Origin of the sequence: Frondihabitans sp. PAMC 28766, assembly GCF_001577365.1 — a bacterium.
In the GTDB taxonomy this organism is placed as follows: Bacteria; Actinomycetota; Actinomycetes; order Actinomycetales; family Microbacteriaceae; genus Frondihabitans.
Map to the genome: position 1 here is coordinate 162,745 of NZ_CP014513.1, position 15,152 is coordinate 177,896.

Annotated in this window: 12 protein-coding genes and 1 pseudogene; 6 read left to right on the forward strand and 7 right to left on the reverse strand. The window is 69.5% G+C overall.

Annotation, left to right across the window (positions count from 1 at the left end; translation table 11 throughout):
* Positions 1-64 precede the first annotated feature (64 nt).
* The 3 genes from AX769_RS00760 to AX769_RS00770 form a co-directional block, all read right to left on the reverse strand.
* Positions 65-712, reverse strand: a complete 648-nt coding sequence (locus AX769_RS00760) for a biotin transporter BioY (RefSeq protein ID WP_066274835.1) — start codon at positions 710-712, stop codon at positions 65-67.
* Positions 709-4,137 carry a pyruvate carboxylase gene (locus AX769_RS00765; RefSeq protein WP_066274840.1) on the reverse strand — a complete coding sequence of 1,143 codons (3,429 nt, stop codon included), beginning with the start codon at positions 4,135-4,137 and terminating at the stop codon, positions 709-711. The genes AX769_RS00760 and AX769_RS00765 overlap by 4 nt, the downstream gene beginning before the upstream one ends.
* Before the next feature lie 272 nt (positions 4,138-4,409).
* Entirely contained in the window at positions 4,410-5,033 is a 624-nt protein-coding gene (locus AX769_RS00770) for a TetR/AcrR family transcriptional regulator (RefSeq protein WP_204249280.1), read from the reverse strand.
* Positions 5,034-5,123: 90 nt separating this feature from the next.
* On the opposite strand from AX769_RS00770, the gene AX769_RS00775 reads away from it, so the two are divergent.
* Genes AX769_RS00775 through AX769_RS00785 form a run of 3 tightly spaced genes read left to right on the forward strand, consistent with a single transcriptional unit; the run spans position 5,124 to position 9,624 of the window.
* Complete coding sequence (locus AX769_RS00775) at positions 5,124-7,874, forward strand: alpha/beta fold hydrolase (RefSeq protein WP_082763384.1); 2,751 nt, start codon at positions 5,124-5,126, stop codon at positions 7,872-7,874.
* A complete protein-coding gene (locus AX769_RS00780; RefSeq protein ID WP_066274845.1) occupies positions 7,871-8,725 on the forward strand; it encodes an ABC transporter permease in 855 nt (284 codons plus the stop codon). Before AX769_RS00775 ends, AX769_RS00780 begins: the two co-directional genes overlap by 4 nt.
* Positions 8,722-9,624, forward strand: a complete 903-nt coding sequence (locus AX769_RS00785) for an SDR family NAD(P)-dependent oxidoreductase (RefSeq protein ID WP_066274846.1) — start codon at positions 8,722-8,724, stop codon at positions 9,622-9,624. The genes AX769_RS00780 and AX769_RS00785 overlap by 4 nt, the downstream gene beginning before the upstream one ends.
* 25 nt (positions 9,625-9,649) lie before the next feature.
* Here AX769_RS00785 and AX769_RS00790 read toward each other — a convergent pair whose 3' ends face one another.
* From AX769_RS00790 to AX769_RS00800, 3 genes are read right to left on the reverse strand one after another with little or no spacing between them, the layout of a single operon-like run.
* Positions 9,650-11,935: a CocE/NonD family hydrolase gene (locus AX769_RS00790; protein WP_066274849.1), complete on the reverse strand. Its 2,286-nt coding sequence runs from the start codon at positions 11,933-11,935 to the stop codon at positions 9,650-9,652.
* Between the two features lies 1 nt (position 11,936).
* Positions 11,937-13,154, reverse strand: a complete 1,218-nt coding sequence (locus tag AX769_RS00795) for an acyl-CoA dehydrogenase family protein (RefSeq protein WP_162269003.1) — start codon at positions 13,152-13,154, stop codon at positions 11,937-11,939.
* Complete coding sequence (locus AX769_RS00800; protein ID WP_066282971.1) at positions 13,151-13,702, reverse strand: nuclear transport factor 2 family protein; 552 nt, start codon at positions 13,700-13,702, stop codon at positions 13,151-13,153. The genes AX769_RS00795 and AX769_RS00800 overlap by 4 nt, the downstream gene beginning before the upstream one ends.
* Positions 13,703-13,800: 98 nt before the next feature.
* Here AX769_RS00800 and AX769_RS25890 point away from each other — a divergent pair.
* The 3 genes and pseudogenes from AX769_RS25890 to AX769_RS24560 all read left to right on the forward strand — a co-directional run.
* Positions 13,801-13,962 (forward strand): annotated as a pseudogene (locus AX769_RS25890) (hypothetical protein); the annotation flags it as partial.
* 18 nt (positions 13,963-13,980) lie between these two features.
* A complete protein-coding gene (locus AX769_RS24930) occupies positions 13,981-14,214 on the forward strand; it encodes a hypothetical protein (RefSeq protein ID WP_239451892.1) in 234 nt (77 codons plus the stop codon).
* Between the two features lie 52 nt (positions 14,215-14,266).
* Positions 14,267-14,431 (forward strand): hypothetical protein, encoded by a 165-nt coding sequence (locus tag AX769_RS24560; protein WP_204249282.1) that lies wholly within the window; start codon positions 14,267-14,269, stop codon positions 14,429-14,431.
* A 6-nt stretch (positions 14,432-14,437) separates the two neighbouring features.
* Here AX769_RS24560 and AX769_RS24565 read toward each other — a convergent pair whose 3' ends face one another.
* Positions 14,438-14,812 carry a hypothetical protein gene (locus tag AX769_RS24565; protein WP_066274855.1) on the reverse strand — a complete coding sequence of 125 codons (375 nt, stop codon included), beginning with the start codon at positions 14,810-14,812 and terminating at the stop codon, positions 14,438-14,440.
* Between the last annotated feature and the right edge of the window lie 340 nt (positions 14,813-15,152).

Consider the following 15,152-nt stretch of genomic DNA (forward strand, 5'->3'; position numbering starts at 1 on the left):
GGGCTCTGTGCATACACTAGCCCCTTCGGCGGCTCTGGGCGAGCCCTGTCGACGAACCCGGCCGTCAGCGCTCGTCGATGCGGCGCACGACACCCCACACGGAGGGCAGCACCAGGGCTGCGATCACGGCCTTCACGAGGCCCCCGAGGAGGAACGGCGTGACGCCGCCCGCGATGGCCGCCTGCAGCACGCTGTGCGCCCCCATCTCGCCGTGCCAGACGGCCGGCCCGAGGCGGTCGAGGCTGACCGCGAGCCACGGCACCCCGATCAGGAACGGCACGATCGTCACGATGGCCCCGGCAGCGAGCGCCGTGACCACCGAGCGGTCCCAGCGCCTCTCGGCGAGGAGGCCGGCGAGGGCCGCCGCGGGCACGAAGCCGATCACGAAGCCGAAGCTCGGCGACGCGAGCGACGAGAGACCGCCCTGGTGGCCGGCGAGCACGGGAGCCCCGGCGAGCGCGACGAGGCCGTAGACGACGAGCGCCAGCCCGCCCCGACGCATGCCGAGGGTCAGCCCGACAAGGAGCACGCCGAGCGTCTGCCCGGTGATGGGGACGGGGAACATCGGGATCGACACCTGCGCGAGCCCCGACATGAGGGCGGCGCCGGAGACGACGAGAGCTGCGTCTCGGGCGAGCGTGCTGCGACCGATGCGACCGGTGAGGCGGTCGGCGAGGGTGGCGCGGGCGAAAGCAGGAGTGATGGCACTCATGCGGGGAGACCTTTCGTGGGGTGGAGGACGAGGATGTCGACGAGGAGGTCGCCGGCTTCGACGGCGACGGATCCGTCGACGAGGGCCCGCGAGACGGTGCCGGCGACCGGGGAGGTGATCGAGGCCTCCATCTTCATCGCCTCGATCGTGGCGACGGTCTGGCCTTGCTCGACCTCGTCGCCGGCGGCGATCCTGAGGGTCACGACGCCTGAGAAGGGCGCCCCGACGTGGCCGGGCGACGCGGGGTTCGCCTTCTCGACGGGGACGACGTCGACGCCGATCGACAGGTCGCGAACGACCACCGGGCGAAGCTGGCCGTTCATGGTCGCCATGACCTGGCGCATGCCCTTCTCGTCGGGGTCGCCGATGGCCTCGAGGCCGATCAGGATGTCGACGCCGGGGGCGACGTGCACCTGCGACTCCTCGCCCCCGCGCAGGCCGTAGAGGTAGTCGCGGGTGCTCAGCACCGAGAGGTCGCCGTAGTCGGCGAGCCGGTCGTGATACTGCGCCGCCGGGCCGGGGAAGAGGAGGCGGTTGAGGGTGTCGCGTCGCGCAGGGCCGGGTTCGGCGAGCGCCGCGTCGTCGGCGGGGCTCAGCTTCTCGACCGACAGGTCGACTCGGCGCCCGGCCAGCACCTTGGTGCGGAAGGGCTCGGGCCAGCCGCCCGGCAGGTCGCCCAGCTCGCCGGCCATGAAGCGCACCACGGAGTCGGGGATGTCGTACGAGCCCGGGTTCGCCTCGAAGTCGGCCGGGTCGGCGCCGACCGCGGTCAGGTGCAGGGCGAGATCGCCCACCACCTTCGACGAGGGCGTGACCTTGGGGATGCGACCCAGGATGCGGTCGGCCGCCGCGTACATGTCCTCGATGAGCTCGAAGTCGTTCTCGAGACCGAGGGCGATCGCCTGCTGCCGCAGGTTCGAGAGCTGACCGCCCGGAATCTCGTGGTCGTAGACCCGGCCGGTCGGCGCGGGCAGCCCCGACTCGAACGGCCTGTAGAGGTGCCGCACGGCCTCCCAATACGGCTCGAGGGCTGCGACCGCCTCGAACGACAGCCCGGTGTCGCGGTCGGTGTCTTCGAGGGCGGCGACGAGGGCGGACGCCGAGACCTGGCTCGTCGTGCCGGCGAGAGGGGCGCTCGCGACGTCGACGGCGTCCACCCCGGCACGGCTCGCGGCCAGGATCGTGGCCAGCTGGCCTCCCGCGGTGTCGTGCGTGTGCAGGTGCACGGGCAGGTCGAACCGCTCGCGCAGAGCCGTCACGAGGGCGGTCGCGGCGGCCGGGCGCAGGAGGCCGGCCATGTCCTTGATCGCGAGCACGTGGGCTCCTGTGGCGACGATGTCGTCGGCGAGGCGCAGGTAGTAGTCGAGCGTGTAGAGATCTTCGGCAGGGCTCAGCAGGTTGCCCGTGTAGCAGAGCGCCACCTCGGCGACAGTCGTGCCCGTCTCGAGCACGGCGTCGATTGCGGGCCGCATCTGCGACACGTCGTTCAGGGCGTCGAAGATGCGGAAGACGTCGACCCCGGTCGCCGCCGCCTCCTCGACGAACGCGTCGGTGACGCGGGTCGGGTAGGGCGTGTAGCCGACGGTGTTGCGCCCGCGCAGCAGCATCTGGATCGCGACGCCCGGCATGGCCTCTCGCAGCAGGGCGAGGCGCTGCCAGGGGTCTTCGCCGAGGAAGCGCAGGGCGACGTCGTAGGTCGCGCCACCCCAGGCTTCCACCGAGAGCAGCTCGGGCATGGTCGCCGCGACGTATGGAGCCGCGGCGACGAGGTCGACGGTGCGCACCCGGGTGGCGAGCAGCGACTGGTGCGCGTCGCGGAAGGTCGTGTCGGTCACGGCCAGCTCGGGGCGCTGCCGCAGGTCGGCGGCGAACCCCGCGGGCCCGAGGTCGAGCAGCCGGTCGCGAGAGCCGCGCGGCAGCGTCAGAGGGCTCGCGAGCCCGGGCAGCTTGGTCACCGGGTCGATGCTGATCGGCGAGGCGCCGTTCGGCTGGTTGACCGTCGTCTCCGCGATCCAGCGCAGGATCTTGGTGCCCCGGTCTTTCGATCGGTGGCCGTCGAGCAGGTGCGGGCGCTCTTCGATGAACGACGTCGAGATGTCGCCGCGAACGAAATCGGGGTCGTCGATCACGCCCTGGAGGAAGGGGATGTTCGTCGAGACGCCGCGGATGCGGAACTCGGCCAGCGCTCGGCGAGCGCGCGCCACGGCCGCCTCGAAGGTGCGGGCACGGCAGGTGAGCTTGGCGAGCATCGAGTCGAAGTGCGGGCTGATCTGAGCCCCCGCGGCGACCGTGCCGCCGTCGATGCGGATGCCCGCGCCGCCCGGCGAGCGGTAGGTGCTGATCTTGCCCGTGTCGGGCCGGAAGCCGGTGCTCGGGTCTTCCGTCGTGATCCTGCACTGGAGGGCGAAGCCGCGGAGGACGAGGGTCTCTTGCGCCAGGCCGATGTCGGCGAGGCTCTCGCCCGAGGCGATGCGCATCTGCGCCTGGACGAGATCGACGTCGGTGACCTCTTCGGTGACGGTGTGCTCGACCTGGATGCGCGGGTTCATCTCGATGAAGACGTGCTGGCCGGCCCGCGGCCCGACGGTGTCGACCAGGAACTCGACGGTGCCGGCGTTCACGTAGCCGATCGACTTCGCGAACGCGATCGCGTCCCGGTGGAGGGCCGTGCGGATGCTCTCGTCGAGGTGGGGCGCGGGGGCGATCTCGACGACCTTCTGGTGGCGTCGCTGCACCGAACAGTCGCGCTCGAACAGGTGCATCGTCGACCCCTCGGAGTCGGCGAGGATCTGCACCTCGACGTGCCGAGGGCGGAGGACTGCCTGTTCGAGGAACATGGTCGGGTCGCCGAACGCGCTCTCGGCCTCGCGCATCGCCTCCTCGAGGGCCGCGCGCAGGTCGTCGCGCTTCTCGACGCGGCGCATACCGCGCCCGCCGCCGCCCGCCACGGCCTTCGCGAAGATCGGGAAGCCCACCTCGTCGGCCGAGGCGACGAGCTCGTCGACGTCGCGAGACGGGGCGGAGGACGCCAGCACGGGGACGCCGGCGGCCCGAGCGTGCTCTTTCGCCGTCACCTTGTTGCCGGCCATCTCGAGCACCGACGAGTCGGGGCCGATGAAGACGATCCCGGCCGCGGACGCAGCCGCGGCCAGCTGCGGGTTCTCGGACAGGAAGCCGTAGCCGGGGTAGATCGCGTCGGCGCCCGCCTCGACGGCGACCCGGACGATCTCGTCGACGTCGAGGTAGGCGCGCACCGGATGGCCTCGCTCGCCGATGAGGTAGGCCTCGTCGGCCTTCATGCGGTGCAACGAGTTGCGGTCTTCCCAGGGGTAGACGGCGACCGTCTTCGCACCCAGCTCGTAAGCGGCACGGAAGGCGCGGATGGCGATTTCGCCGCGGTTGGCGACGAGGATCTTCGAGAACACGTGAACTCCTTCGTTCAGTTCGACTGCCTGCAGTCGAGACTGGGTCACGGAGGGCCCGCCTGAGCGCACGTGGGCGTGTCAAAAATCCACGTCTTTTCGCAGCCGTCAAACCATGATCGGAAGGTGCCGCGCGAAGTACCCTCACCGCCATGCCCGTCTTCTTCGCTCGCAGCCTCGACGGCACCGACCGGGAACCGCTCTTCATCGAGGACGGGCGGTTCATGTTGTCGAGCGCGCCCGGATGACGTGCCGTTCGACTTTCCGACTCGCCGTCAGCGGCCGCTTTCGTGGGCACGCGCGAGAAGGACGTCGACGATGAGATCGAGCAACCGAGCGACGCGTTCCGGCCCGTCGTCACCGGTCGTCGCGAAGAAGGCGCCCTGCAGGAGGGCCGTGATGTCCGCCGCACAGACGTCGGCCCGGAAGACTCCCGCGGCGACACCCCGCTCGAGGATCGTCTCGATGGCTCCGGTGACGAGCTCGCGAGTGGTCGTCCGGCGGCCGGGCGACGACGTGGCGCTCAGGGCCGGCAGCATCGCCCGCTTCCCTGTGATGAACATGGCGTACTGCGCCATCCACTCCCGAAGCGCCGCTTCTGGCTCCCACTCGACGAGGAGGCCCTCCGCGTTGGCGGTCACGTGGGCGAGCTCGGCGGCGTAGACGGCCTCGAGAAGCACCTCCCGGCCGGGGAAGTTGCGGTAGAGAGTGCCGATCCCGACACCCGCCTGCCGCGCGATGGCATCGAGGGGAACCCCGTCGCCGTGCTCGGCGAACTCCGCCGTCGCCGCAGCCAGGATCTCGTCGCGGCGACGCTGGGCGTCGATGCGCAGGGGGCGATCGCCGCGGTACCCCGAGAGGGTCGACTCCGCCGTCTGCTGGGAATCTGATGAGATCAAGTGGAGGAGCCTCCAGTCGTGCTACATTCGCCGGACTGGAGGTCCCTCCAGTTGTCTCATCCTCGCACAGGAGATCTCGACGTGGCAGAAATGGGACGATCCCGAGTACGACTCCTCGTGCCCGTGCTCCTGGCGGTCGCGACGCTCTTGGCATTCGGCACTGCAGCAGGGTCCGCAGCGGCCGCGCCGGTGACCGCCGCCGCCCAGGTGCGCTCGTTCTTCGTGCCCGTCGCCGAGTCACCGGGAAGCGCCGCTCGCATCGACCTCGACGTCGATCTGTACACGCCCGCCGTCACTCCGGCTCCCGCGGTGCTGCTCGCTCACGGGTTCGGCCAGACGAAGGCCGATCTCGCGCCCGAGGCGAAGAAGCTGCAGGCGGCAGGCTACGTCGTCCTCGCCTACACCGCGCGTGGCTTCGGCCGCTCCGGAGGCTCGATCGGGCTCGACTCCCTCAGCGGAGAGGTCCCCGACGCACGGGCCCTGATCACCGTCCTCGCTCACGACTCGACCGTCGAGAAGACGAAGGGCGACCCGGTCGTCGGCGTGGTCGGCGGCTCGTACGGGGGCGCACTCGCCCTGATGGTCGGGGCCACCGACCCCCGCGTCGACACAGTGGTCGCCGCGATCACCTGGAACAACCTCGCGAACGCACTCGTTCCGGCGTCCGCCGGCACGGTCGCAGGATCGAGTGCCGACAGTCAGCGAGACTTCAAGACCGGGTGGGCGTCCCGGCTCTTCGGCGCCGGCATCACACCCGACAAGGCGTGCGGGCGCTTCACCGCTCAGTTCTGCGCGCTCTACGAGAACCTCATCGCGGGCGGCCAACCGACCGCCACCGATCTCGCCCTCCTGAAGCACTCCTCCCCCTCGACGGTGCTGTCGGGTTCGCACGCGCCGACGCTCCTCCTCCAGGGCCTGCACGACAACCTCTTCGGCCTCGACCAGGCCGATGCGAACGAACGCCAGCTGAAGAAAGCCGGCGCTCCCGTCCAGGTCCGATGGTTCAACGGCGGGCACGACGGCGGCGGCATCGCCGGGACCGACTCGATCATCCTGTCGTGGCTGGCCGATCACCTGAAGTCCCAGGGATCCGTCGCTCAGACCTTCAGCTACTCCGTGCCGGCGACCGCCACCGCCTTCGGGCAGACCATCACGGCCGACCGGTACCCGGGGCTCCACGGGTCAGGGTCGAGTCGCTCCATCGCGCTGACGGGGCGCACCACCGCCGTCGTCAACCCTCCCGGCGGCCAACCCGCCTCCGTCACCGGGCTGCCCGGGCTCGACTCGGGAAGCGCCACCGGGCGAGCCGCCACCGGGCTCCTCGGGGCCGCGAACCCCGCAGCTGAGCAGGCGCAGTTCGTCTCCGCGCCGATGAAGACGCCTGTCATCCTGGCTGGAGCCGCAACCGTCCACCTCCGGGTGACGCCTGCGGCCGGCACGAAGACGCAGACACCCGCACTTCTCTACGCACAGTTGTCCGCGACCACCGGCGACGCGGTCCGGGTGCTCCCCGGCGGAGTCGCGCCGATCCGCGTGCTGATTCCCGCCGACGGCGCCGACGTCACCGTGACACTGCCCGCCACGGCGTGGAGTTTCACACCGGGCGATCGGCTGACGCTGACGGTGCGCACGACGGACTCGCAGTTCGCGGGCTCGCCGACTCCGGCCGCCTACCGGGTGTCCGTCGACGGGCCCCTCGCTCTGCCGACCGTCACGGCGGCGACCACCGACCGGAGTGCCGGTCGGCCCTCTCTCGGCGTCCTGATCGGTATCGGCATCACCCTGCTGGCGGCTCTCGCGCTGCTTGCGTTCGCTCTCGTCCGAGGGCGGAGGAGCGACCGGGGTGGCCGGGGCGGCCGGGGCGCCTCGCCGGCCACCGCCGAGGGGCCGACTCCGACGGCAGCCGAGGAGGCCGCGCCGTTGGAGATCCGCGGGCTGACGAAACGGTTCCGGTCCGGCTTCCTCGCGGTCGACGACGTCTCCTTCACCGTCGAACGCGGCCAGGTGATGGGCCTGCTCGGAGAGAACGGCGCCGGCAAGACGACGACCCTCCGAATGGTCGCCGGGCTCATTCGCCCCGACGCCGGGGCCGCGTCGTCGTTCGGGTCCACGATCAGCCCCGGCGCGCCCGTGCTCGCCCGTCTCGGCTGCTTCATCGAGGGCCCCGGTTTCTTGCCGCATCTCTCCGGTCGGCGAAACCTCGAACTGTACTGGGCGGCGACGGGCCGGCCGACCGACGAAGCACGCTTCGACGACGTCCTCGCGGTCGCCGACCTCGGGGCCGCGATCACGAAGGCCGTCCGCGGGTACAGCCAGGGCATGCGCCAACGCCTCGCGATCGCCCAGGCCATGCTCGGAATGCCCGACCTGCTCGTCCTCGACGAACCCACGAACGGCCTCGATCCGCCACAGATCACGGCCCTCCGGGGAGTCCTGCGGCGCTACGCCGAAGGCGGCCGCACCGTGATCGTCTCGTCGCACCTGCTCGGCGAGGTCGAGATGACCTGCTCGCACGTGGTCGTCATGTCGCACGGGCGGGTCGTGGCCGCCGGGCCGGTCGGCGAGATCGCCGGCGACTCGAGCGAGCTCCTCGTCGGCGTGACGAACGTCGACGACGCCCTCGCGGCGCTCCGCCGGCTCGGGGCCGAGTCCACGGCGGGGCGCGACGCCGGCACCATCCGCGTGACACCGGGCGACCACCCGGTCACGGTCGTCGTCGCAACACTCGTCGATGCCGGCGTGGGAGTCACGAGCGTGCAACGAGGGCGCCACCTGGAAGAAGCCTTCCTCTCTCTCATCGGCGCGAGCCAGCAGCCCTCTCGAACGAACGAGACACCATGACCACTTCTCTTCAGGCCTCGACCACCGCTCGGCGGCGTACGACCATGCCGTTCCGGGTCGAGCTGGCCCGCCAGCTCAGCCAGTGGCGAGTCCGGATCGTGCTGATCATCCTGGTCGTCCTCCCCCTCATCGTCCGTGCCGCCCTGCTCGTCGGCGGGCCGCCCTCGAGCAACAGCCGGGCGACGAGCCTCGTCGACCTGGCCCAGGTGAGCGGAGGCACGTTCGCAGCCTTCGTCATCGAGCTGACCGCAGGGTTCCTGCTGACGTTGATCGCGGCGCTCCTCTTCGGCGACATGATCGCCGGAGAGTCGTCCCGCTCGACCCTGAAGTACCTCCTGACGATCCCCGTCCCTCGTCTCCGGCTGCTCGGCGTGAAAGTCGCCGTCGCGGCCACGCTCCTCGTCGCCGGGCTCGTCGCCCTCACCCTGGTGGCGCTCGTCGTCGGCATCCTCTCGTACGGCCCCGCCGGCATCCAGATCCCGGGCGGTCCGCGTCTCGGCCTGGGAGACTCCATCGGTCGCATCGCGCTGGCCACCGCCGCCGGGGCGGTCGGGCTGCTCTGGGCGGCCGGCCTCGGCACCCTGCTCACCGTCGTCGCGAACAGCCCCCTCGCGGCGGCGGGAGGTGTTGTGCTCGTCTCGATCCTGTCCCGCATCCTCGACTCCATCTCCACCCTCGGCAGCGTCCGCCTGATCCTGCCCACCCACTACGCCAGCGCGTTCCAGCAATTCCTGACGGCCCCGACGAACCTCGCCCCGGTGGCCGACTCCGTCCTCTCCGGCCTGGTGTGGGCCGTCGTCCTCGGGTTCGCTGCGGCCTGGTGGTTCAGCCGGAAGGACATCGCAGGATGACCAGCGCGGGCGACACCGACTTCGCGGGAGTCGCGATCGTCACGGGTGCCAACTCCGGCCTCGGCTTCGAGACGGCCCGACGGCTCGCGGCCCAGACGCGCGAGGCGACCGTCATCCTCGCCTGCCGCAACCCGCAGAAGGGCGCCGAGGCCGAACTGTCCATCCGCGAGTCGACCGGTAACGTCCGCGTGAAGGCCCTGCCGCTCGATCTGTCGTCCCTGGCGTCGGTGCGGGCCTTCGCCGCCGAGTTCGCGACGAGCGCGGGCGTGCCCATCGACTCGCTGGTCTGCAACGCCGGGATCTCCCGCGCGAGCGGGCCCACGGCAGACGGCTTCGATCCCGTGTTCGAGACGAACCACCTGGGCCACTTCCTCCTGACGCTCCTCCTCCTGCCCCGCATGTCACCGACGGGGCGGATCATCTCCGTCTCGAGCGACATGCACCAGCCGCCCGGCCCCGCGCTGACGTGGCCCGGCGCCGACGCCGTCGCCATCGTGCAACGACCGGCAAAGCGTCGACTGCGCTACTCGTACTCGAAGCTCTGCAACCTCTACTTCACCTACGCACTGACCCGCCGACTCGAGGCCGAGCACTCCACTGTCTCCGCGGCCGCCTTCAACCCCGGGTTGATGACGGACACCGGCTTCGCCACCATCCCGGCCCCGGTCGGCGCCGTCATGAAGAAGATCTTCGCCTCGCGGGTCGGCGACCTCGAGACGTCGAGCACAGCCCTGGCACGGCTCGCGTCCGGCGCCTCAGGAGCACGCATCGGCGGCCAGTACTTCGACCGGACCGACAGGATGCCCTCGCGGTCGTCGGCTCTGTCGTACGACGTCGAGAACGCACGCGAGCTCTGGCAGGTGAGCGCTCGCCTCGTCGGCGAGACCGCCGCCGGCTGATCATGCGACTCCAGCACCTATGGCGTCACATCCGATCGATGCCGGGCCGCGGTGGCACGACCGGCAGCTGAACATAGCTGGAATGCTCTGGGCCGGTGTGGATCCGGTTGGTCGCGTTGTCATGATGGCCCGGGTCGTACTCGTGTGTCAGCCCGTGCGCGACGCCGTCGTGCGGCTGGACGTCGATTCGAATGCGCTGGCCGGCGAAGATCTTGCCGACATTCGGCACGAGCGCCACGTCGACCGGCACGATTTCGCCCTGTCGAAGGGGGGAGTAGTCGGCCTTCAGGTGCGTGTGCTTGGGCTGGTACGGGGTCGACTTCTCGGCGTCGAGGGCACGGTGGGAGACCTTGAGCCAGCCTTTGGTCAGCGGTGCGATCCGGAAGGGGAACCCGAACGTGGTGAATCCGGTGAAGTCGACCTCCTGGTCGTCCGCTCCGATCACGCGCACCGATACGAAGAGGTCGATGTCGTCACTCGTCGACGAGACCCAGAGTCGCACGGTGCCGAATCCCGCGATGACTGCGTCTTCGGCCAGCGGCTCGCTGACGAAGGAGACGCCGGTGACGTGCGGGTCCGACTCGGCAGACTCCGGATCGACGCGGGGGCTTCCGATGGGAGCCCGCGGGGCGAGCTGAACCTGCGCCGAATAGCTCGACTCCGCGTCGTTCACGGGGGCTGTCGTCGACAGGCGCAGGAACTCCGACCGGTGGCCGTCGCCGACCCACTCGCTCGGCTCGGCGTCGAAGTACCACTTCGGATACTCGGTGCGCGCGATGGGCCACTCGTCCTCCTCCTGCAGGTACGAGGTGCCGTCGCCGGTGCGGATCTCGAGCCGGATGGGCGGGCCGTCCATGATGCCGTTGTCGACGCCCTTGAGCCAGTGGTCGAAGAACGCCTTGTGCTGCGCAACGGTTTCGGCCGCGTAGGCGCGCTGGAACCAGTCCTCCCAGAAGTCGAGCTTCTTGTGCGGGGTCGGCGTGTTCAGGTACGCCGAGTTCGAGCCGAGCTGGTGGATGTTGGACAGGTGGGTCGTGGCCGCGACGGCCCAGAGGGGGACGGTCACGTCGCTCAGGTCGGGACTCATGAACACCTCGGACCGCGGGCCGAAGATCGCGTCGGGGTTCGAGTCGCGAAACGGGCTGTCCTTCATGATCTGCACGAAGTCGACGAGATCCGGCTCCCCGACGATGGGCGGGGTGAGGCCCGACGCCCTCCAGATCGGCCAGAACTGCTCGTTGAGCACGCCGCCGTTGTACGCGACGTCTTCGTAGAGGTCGACGTCGGTGCCGATGGCGATCATGGCCTTCAGATGCTCGGGGTGGAGGCTCGCCGCCGCGTGCTGGCTGATCGCCAAGTACGACATCCCCCAGGTTCCGACGTTGCCGTTCGACCACGGCTGAGTGCCGGCCCATTCGATGGCATCGCGGAAGGCTTCGGCGCCGACGATTCCCCACGGCGCGAGCTTCCCAGGGCTGGCGCCCGCTCCGGGCATGTCCACCCGCACGACCGCGTAGCCGTCGGGCACCCACACCGCCGTGCTGACCGTCTCGTGATTCTCGAACTGCAGGTCGCCGGCATTGCCGAAGAAATACTCTTCTTCTTCGACCTCGTGGTGCTCCAGGTCGTCGGAGGTGGCGATGGAGTGGTGGTTGAACGCTTTGCCGTAGGGGCCGCAGTTGACGATCGCCGGGTAGTCGCCGGGCGCCGCGGGGCGGAACACGTCGGCCAGAACGTACGAGCCGTTCTGCAACGGGATCCGGACATCCCGGAATCGCAGGATCCCGAGGGCGTTCCGTCGCAGCTCGTTCCGCGCGTTCGCCGGAGTGCACAGGGTGCGCGGCTTCTGGGTTCCGAAGACTCCGGAGGCGCCCAGGTCGTCCAGGAGACCGATGACGACCGGATCTTCGGTGAACTGGGTGACCTTGTCCAGAGTGCCGGTGGCTGCGTAGTCGGCATCGTGGCGGAAGTTGATCCGGCGGGTGCCGATGATGTCGTGGACTTCCGGCGGGATGGCCGTCCCGTTGTCGCGAATCTCTTCTCGGCCGAGGGTGAAGATCAACCGGGCGATGTTCGTGAGGCCGGAGTCCTTCAGCTTGTCGAGATCGCCGTCCACGCGAGGGACGAGCTGGGCGAGATGGATCCGTGGCCCGGCGGTCACGTATCCGAGCGCGTTCCCGCCGAGGAGGAACGTCATCCGCTCGCCCTCCTCGTACTCGAACTCGCCGTTGTCGCCGGTGAGGCCGGAGTGCGTCGGCGTCCTGTACTTCAGGCCCGAGATCGGGCCGGCCAGAATTCCCGTGAGGGCCATGTCAGGAGCGCCTCTCGAGAACGCTCATGGACGACGGTGCCGCCTCGACGCCGAGCATCGAGCGGCCGAGATTCTCCATCCAGGTGTCCACGTTGTTGGCGGCGTGAAGGCTCCCCGCACGGCAGTTGCGAGCGATCAGCTGGAGAGGCATTCGCTTGCTGATCGCCGACGCTCCCGAAGCGCGAAGCAACGTCTCGATCGCCATGGCGCACTCGTTCCAGACATAGGCGGCATCCGTGTGGAAGTGCACGATCTCGTCCGGGGTCGGGTCCACGCCTTCCTGATCGAGACGGTCGAAATCGGCGACCGCCGCATCCGCGAGGCGTCCCGCCGCGCGGATCTGCATCGCCGCTCGCCCGATGATGTGATGGGCGACCGGGGCATCGACCTGTCGCGTGTAGGGCGAATACGGGATGCTGCGGCGCCCGATCGACGAGAGGAAGACGTCCATCGCCTGGTCGGCCATGCCGAGGGCGACGCCCGTACTCGACACGATCGACCGTGGAAGACCGCCCCGCCGAGGGCCGAGACCCTGCGCCACGAGCTCGGCGGTGCGCGCAGCCAGTTGAGACGGGAAGCCGAATCGCTCGTCGGGCACGAACAACTCGCCGTCGGTGGCCACGGTCTGACTGCCGGTCGCCGCAAGGCCCATGGCTTCCCAGTCGTGGCGGCTGATCAGCTGGACTTTCGGGATGAGCACCATGCCGACCTTCGAGTCGTCGGAGTCGTCGTAGAAGACAGCGAGGTAGCCGTGCGACGCGTGGACGCTTCCCGTGGCGAACGGCCAGGCGCCTTTCACCATCCAGCCGCCGTCGACCTTGGTCGCAGTGCCGGACATGTGCCGGCTCGTGCCTCCGACGGCGAAGGTGCGGTTGCCGACCCACGGCGACTCGTAGACCGGCGCGACGACGTCATCGGCGAAGGCGTTGCTCCACATGTTCCCGCCGGCCGTCGCCCAGACGACCCAGGCGGTGGCGCCGCATCCTGAACCGAGGGCCCGGTAGATGTCGAGCATTTCGCGGGTCGTGAAGTCGGCGCCGCCATAGCGCTTCGGCTTCGACAGGCTGAAGACGCCGGCCGCGTCCAACCGCTCGATGGTCTCCTGCGGAATGCGCCGCTCTTGCTCGGCAACGGCTTGCTGATCGCGGAGCCAGGGCTGCAGCTCGACGATCCGGGCGACGATCTCTTCTGCCGTCGGCGCGGCGGTGCGTGTGATCACGGCCATTCCTTTCGTGACGCGGGCTTTCCGTCGAATCCGGCGACGGCCTCCAGCGCAGGATCGTGGCCGTCCCTCCCACTGGCGGACGCGTCGGGGTGGTCGTCGAACCACCCCTCTTTCGGGTAGCGGTACATCCATCCCGTCGCGAGCGACCGGCGGGCGATCAGCCAGACGCCGTCGCGCTGCTCGAACCGATCGAGATAGCGCGCCCAGAGCTTGACGTTCTCGTTCGCCCACTGGTGGAACTCGGTGCCCTGGTGGTCAGCGTTGAGATAGGTCTCGACGTGAGCGGTGTCAGGCCCGTCGAATTCGACGAGGCTGTTGCCGAGCAGATGCATCGTGCGGACGAAGCGCGGCATCTCGCCCGACAGGAAGTCGACGAAGCCGTCGACCGACCCCTGGTGGAGGCTCTCCGGGAATTGCACCCACGCGTCCGGCCAGAAGGCGCTGCGCACCAGCCCCATGTCGACGCGGTCGAGGCCTCGGCAGTACCGCAGCAGAACATCGTGGATCTCGGCGCGAGCGCTCAGCTCTTCCAGTGTCTTCATTCCGTCACCCTTCATCGCGTGCAGTGGAATATCGGGCTCAGCGTACGTCAATTCGGCCACTTCCTCAACAAGCGTTGAGGCTGATTTCCGTAGACTTCGTGCATGCCGAGCGACGAGGCCACCTCACCCACCGAATTCGCCCCCGGGGGCGTCCCGGGCCCCAGGCAACGCGCCAGGCCATCCTCGACTCAGCGCGCGCGCGCTTCGCCCGAGACGGTTTTCCTCGATCGACGATTCGAGGCATCGCGTCCGACGCGGGCGTCGATGCCTCCCTCGTCATGCAGTACTTCGGCTCGAAGGACGACCTCTTCGCCGCAGTGATGGCGTCCGGGCCGAACACCATGTCACGCATCTCCGAGGCCTTCGACGGCCCGGAGGAGTCGCTCGGCAACCGAGTCACTCGCGCGTTCCTCGAGGTGTGGGACGGAAACCCGGTGGAGTCCGAACCGCTTCAGGCTCTCCTGCGTGCGGCCATCGGCAGCGAGCAGGCGACGGGCAACTCCGGGAGCTGATCCAACGGCGAGTGATCGTCGATCTGGAGCCTGGCCTCCGGGACGATCCGACATGACCAACAGGATCGAGATCGCCGCCTCGATGCTCGTCGGCGTCGTCGTCGGGCGCCAGCTGGTGGGCATCGACGCACTCGTCGAGCAGGATCACGATTCCCTCGTGGCCATCATCGCTCCCGGGATCCAGGCCGTCCTCTCCCGACCCCGGACGGACCCGTAGATCGGATCAGGAGAGCTCGCGCGCGGCCCGCAGGATCCAGGTGCGGAACTCGACCGCGAAGTGCTCGAGGTGCTGGTCGATCACCTCGGGCGCACACGTCACCGGCAGGGTGACCGAGAGCCGCGCCGTGAAGCCGTCCTCCTCTTCGTCGAAGGCGTTCGCGATCGAGCCGACGACGGTGCCGTCGGGCAGGAGCATGTGGGATCGCCGACCAGCCGGCTTCTGAGGGGTGGCGGCGGGTAGCTCCTGGTCGACGATCACGCTGTCGTCCCAGGGCCGCATGAAGAACGAGCAGACGTAACGATCGAGGGTCTCGACGATGTTGACGTTCTGGCCGGGCTCGGCGTGGATCGAGTAGTGCTCGGGGTTGCCGGCGAGCATGACGTCCTCGCGGGCGAAGGCGGCGCCGAGCCACCGCCCGAACTGGGCGGCGGTGATGCCGCGGGCCCGGAGAGTGGTCGCCCCGTCGTCTCCTCGCCGTTCGACCGCGTCAGGTGGTCGCGGAGGAACGCCTCGCCTTCGGCGATCTCGTCACTGAGCAACTCGAGGATCCGCTCGCGCCCGAGCTTGTCTTTCAGGAGAGCGAGTGCTCGGCGTGCGCCGAAGAGCTCGTAGCCGTCGATGGTCGAGTCGGTGTCCTCGTCGCCGAGGCGCACCGAGGGACCGGTCGTCGATGTCGTGGTCATAACCGTGCCGCCTTACTTCTGAACGGGGATTTGGA

Coding starts and splice junctions, on each gene's coding strand:
- AX769_RS00800 (WP_066282971.1), bottom strand. CDS start 13,702: ATGAAGACACTGGAAGAGCTGAGCGCTCGCGCCGAGATCCACGATGTT.
- AX769_RS00785 (WP_066274846.1), top strand. CDS start 8,722: ATGACCAGCGCGGGCGACACCGACTTCGCGGGAGTCGCGATCGTCACG.
- AX769_RS24565 (WP_066274855.1), bottom strand. CDS start 14,812: ATGCTCGCCGGCAACCCCGAGCACTACTCGATCCACGCCGAGCCCGGC.
- AX769_RS00790 (WP_066274849.1), bottom strand. CDS start 11,935: ATGGCCCTCACGGGAATTCTGGCCGGCCCGATCTCGGGCCTGAAGTAC.
- AX769_RS24560 (WP_204249282.1), top strand. CDS start 14,267: ATGACCAACAGGATCGAGATCGCCGCCTCGATGCTCGTCGGCGTCGTC.
- AX769_RS00780 (WP_066274845.1), top strand. CDS start 7,871: ATGACCACTTCTCTTCAGGCCTCGACCACCGCTCGGCGGCGTACGACC.
- AX769_RS24930 (WP_239451892.1), top strand. CDS start 13,981: ATGCAGTACTTCGGCTCGAAGGACGACCTCTTCGCCGCAGTGATGGCG.
- AX769_RS00775 (WP_082763384.1), top strand. CDS start 5,124: ATGGGACGATCCCGAGTACGACTCCTCGTGCCCGTGCTCCTGGCGGTC.
- AX769_RS00760 (WP_066274835.1), bottom strand. CDS start 712: ATGAGTGCCATCACTCCTGCTTTCGCCCGCGCCACCCTCGCCGACCGC.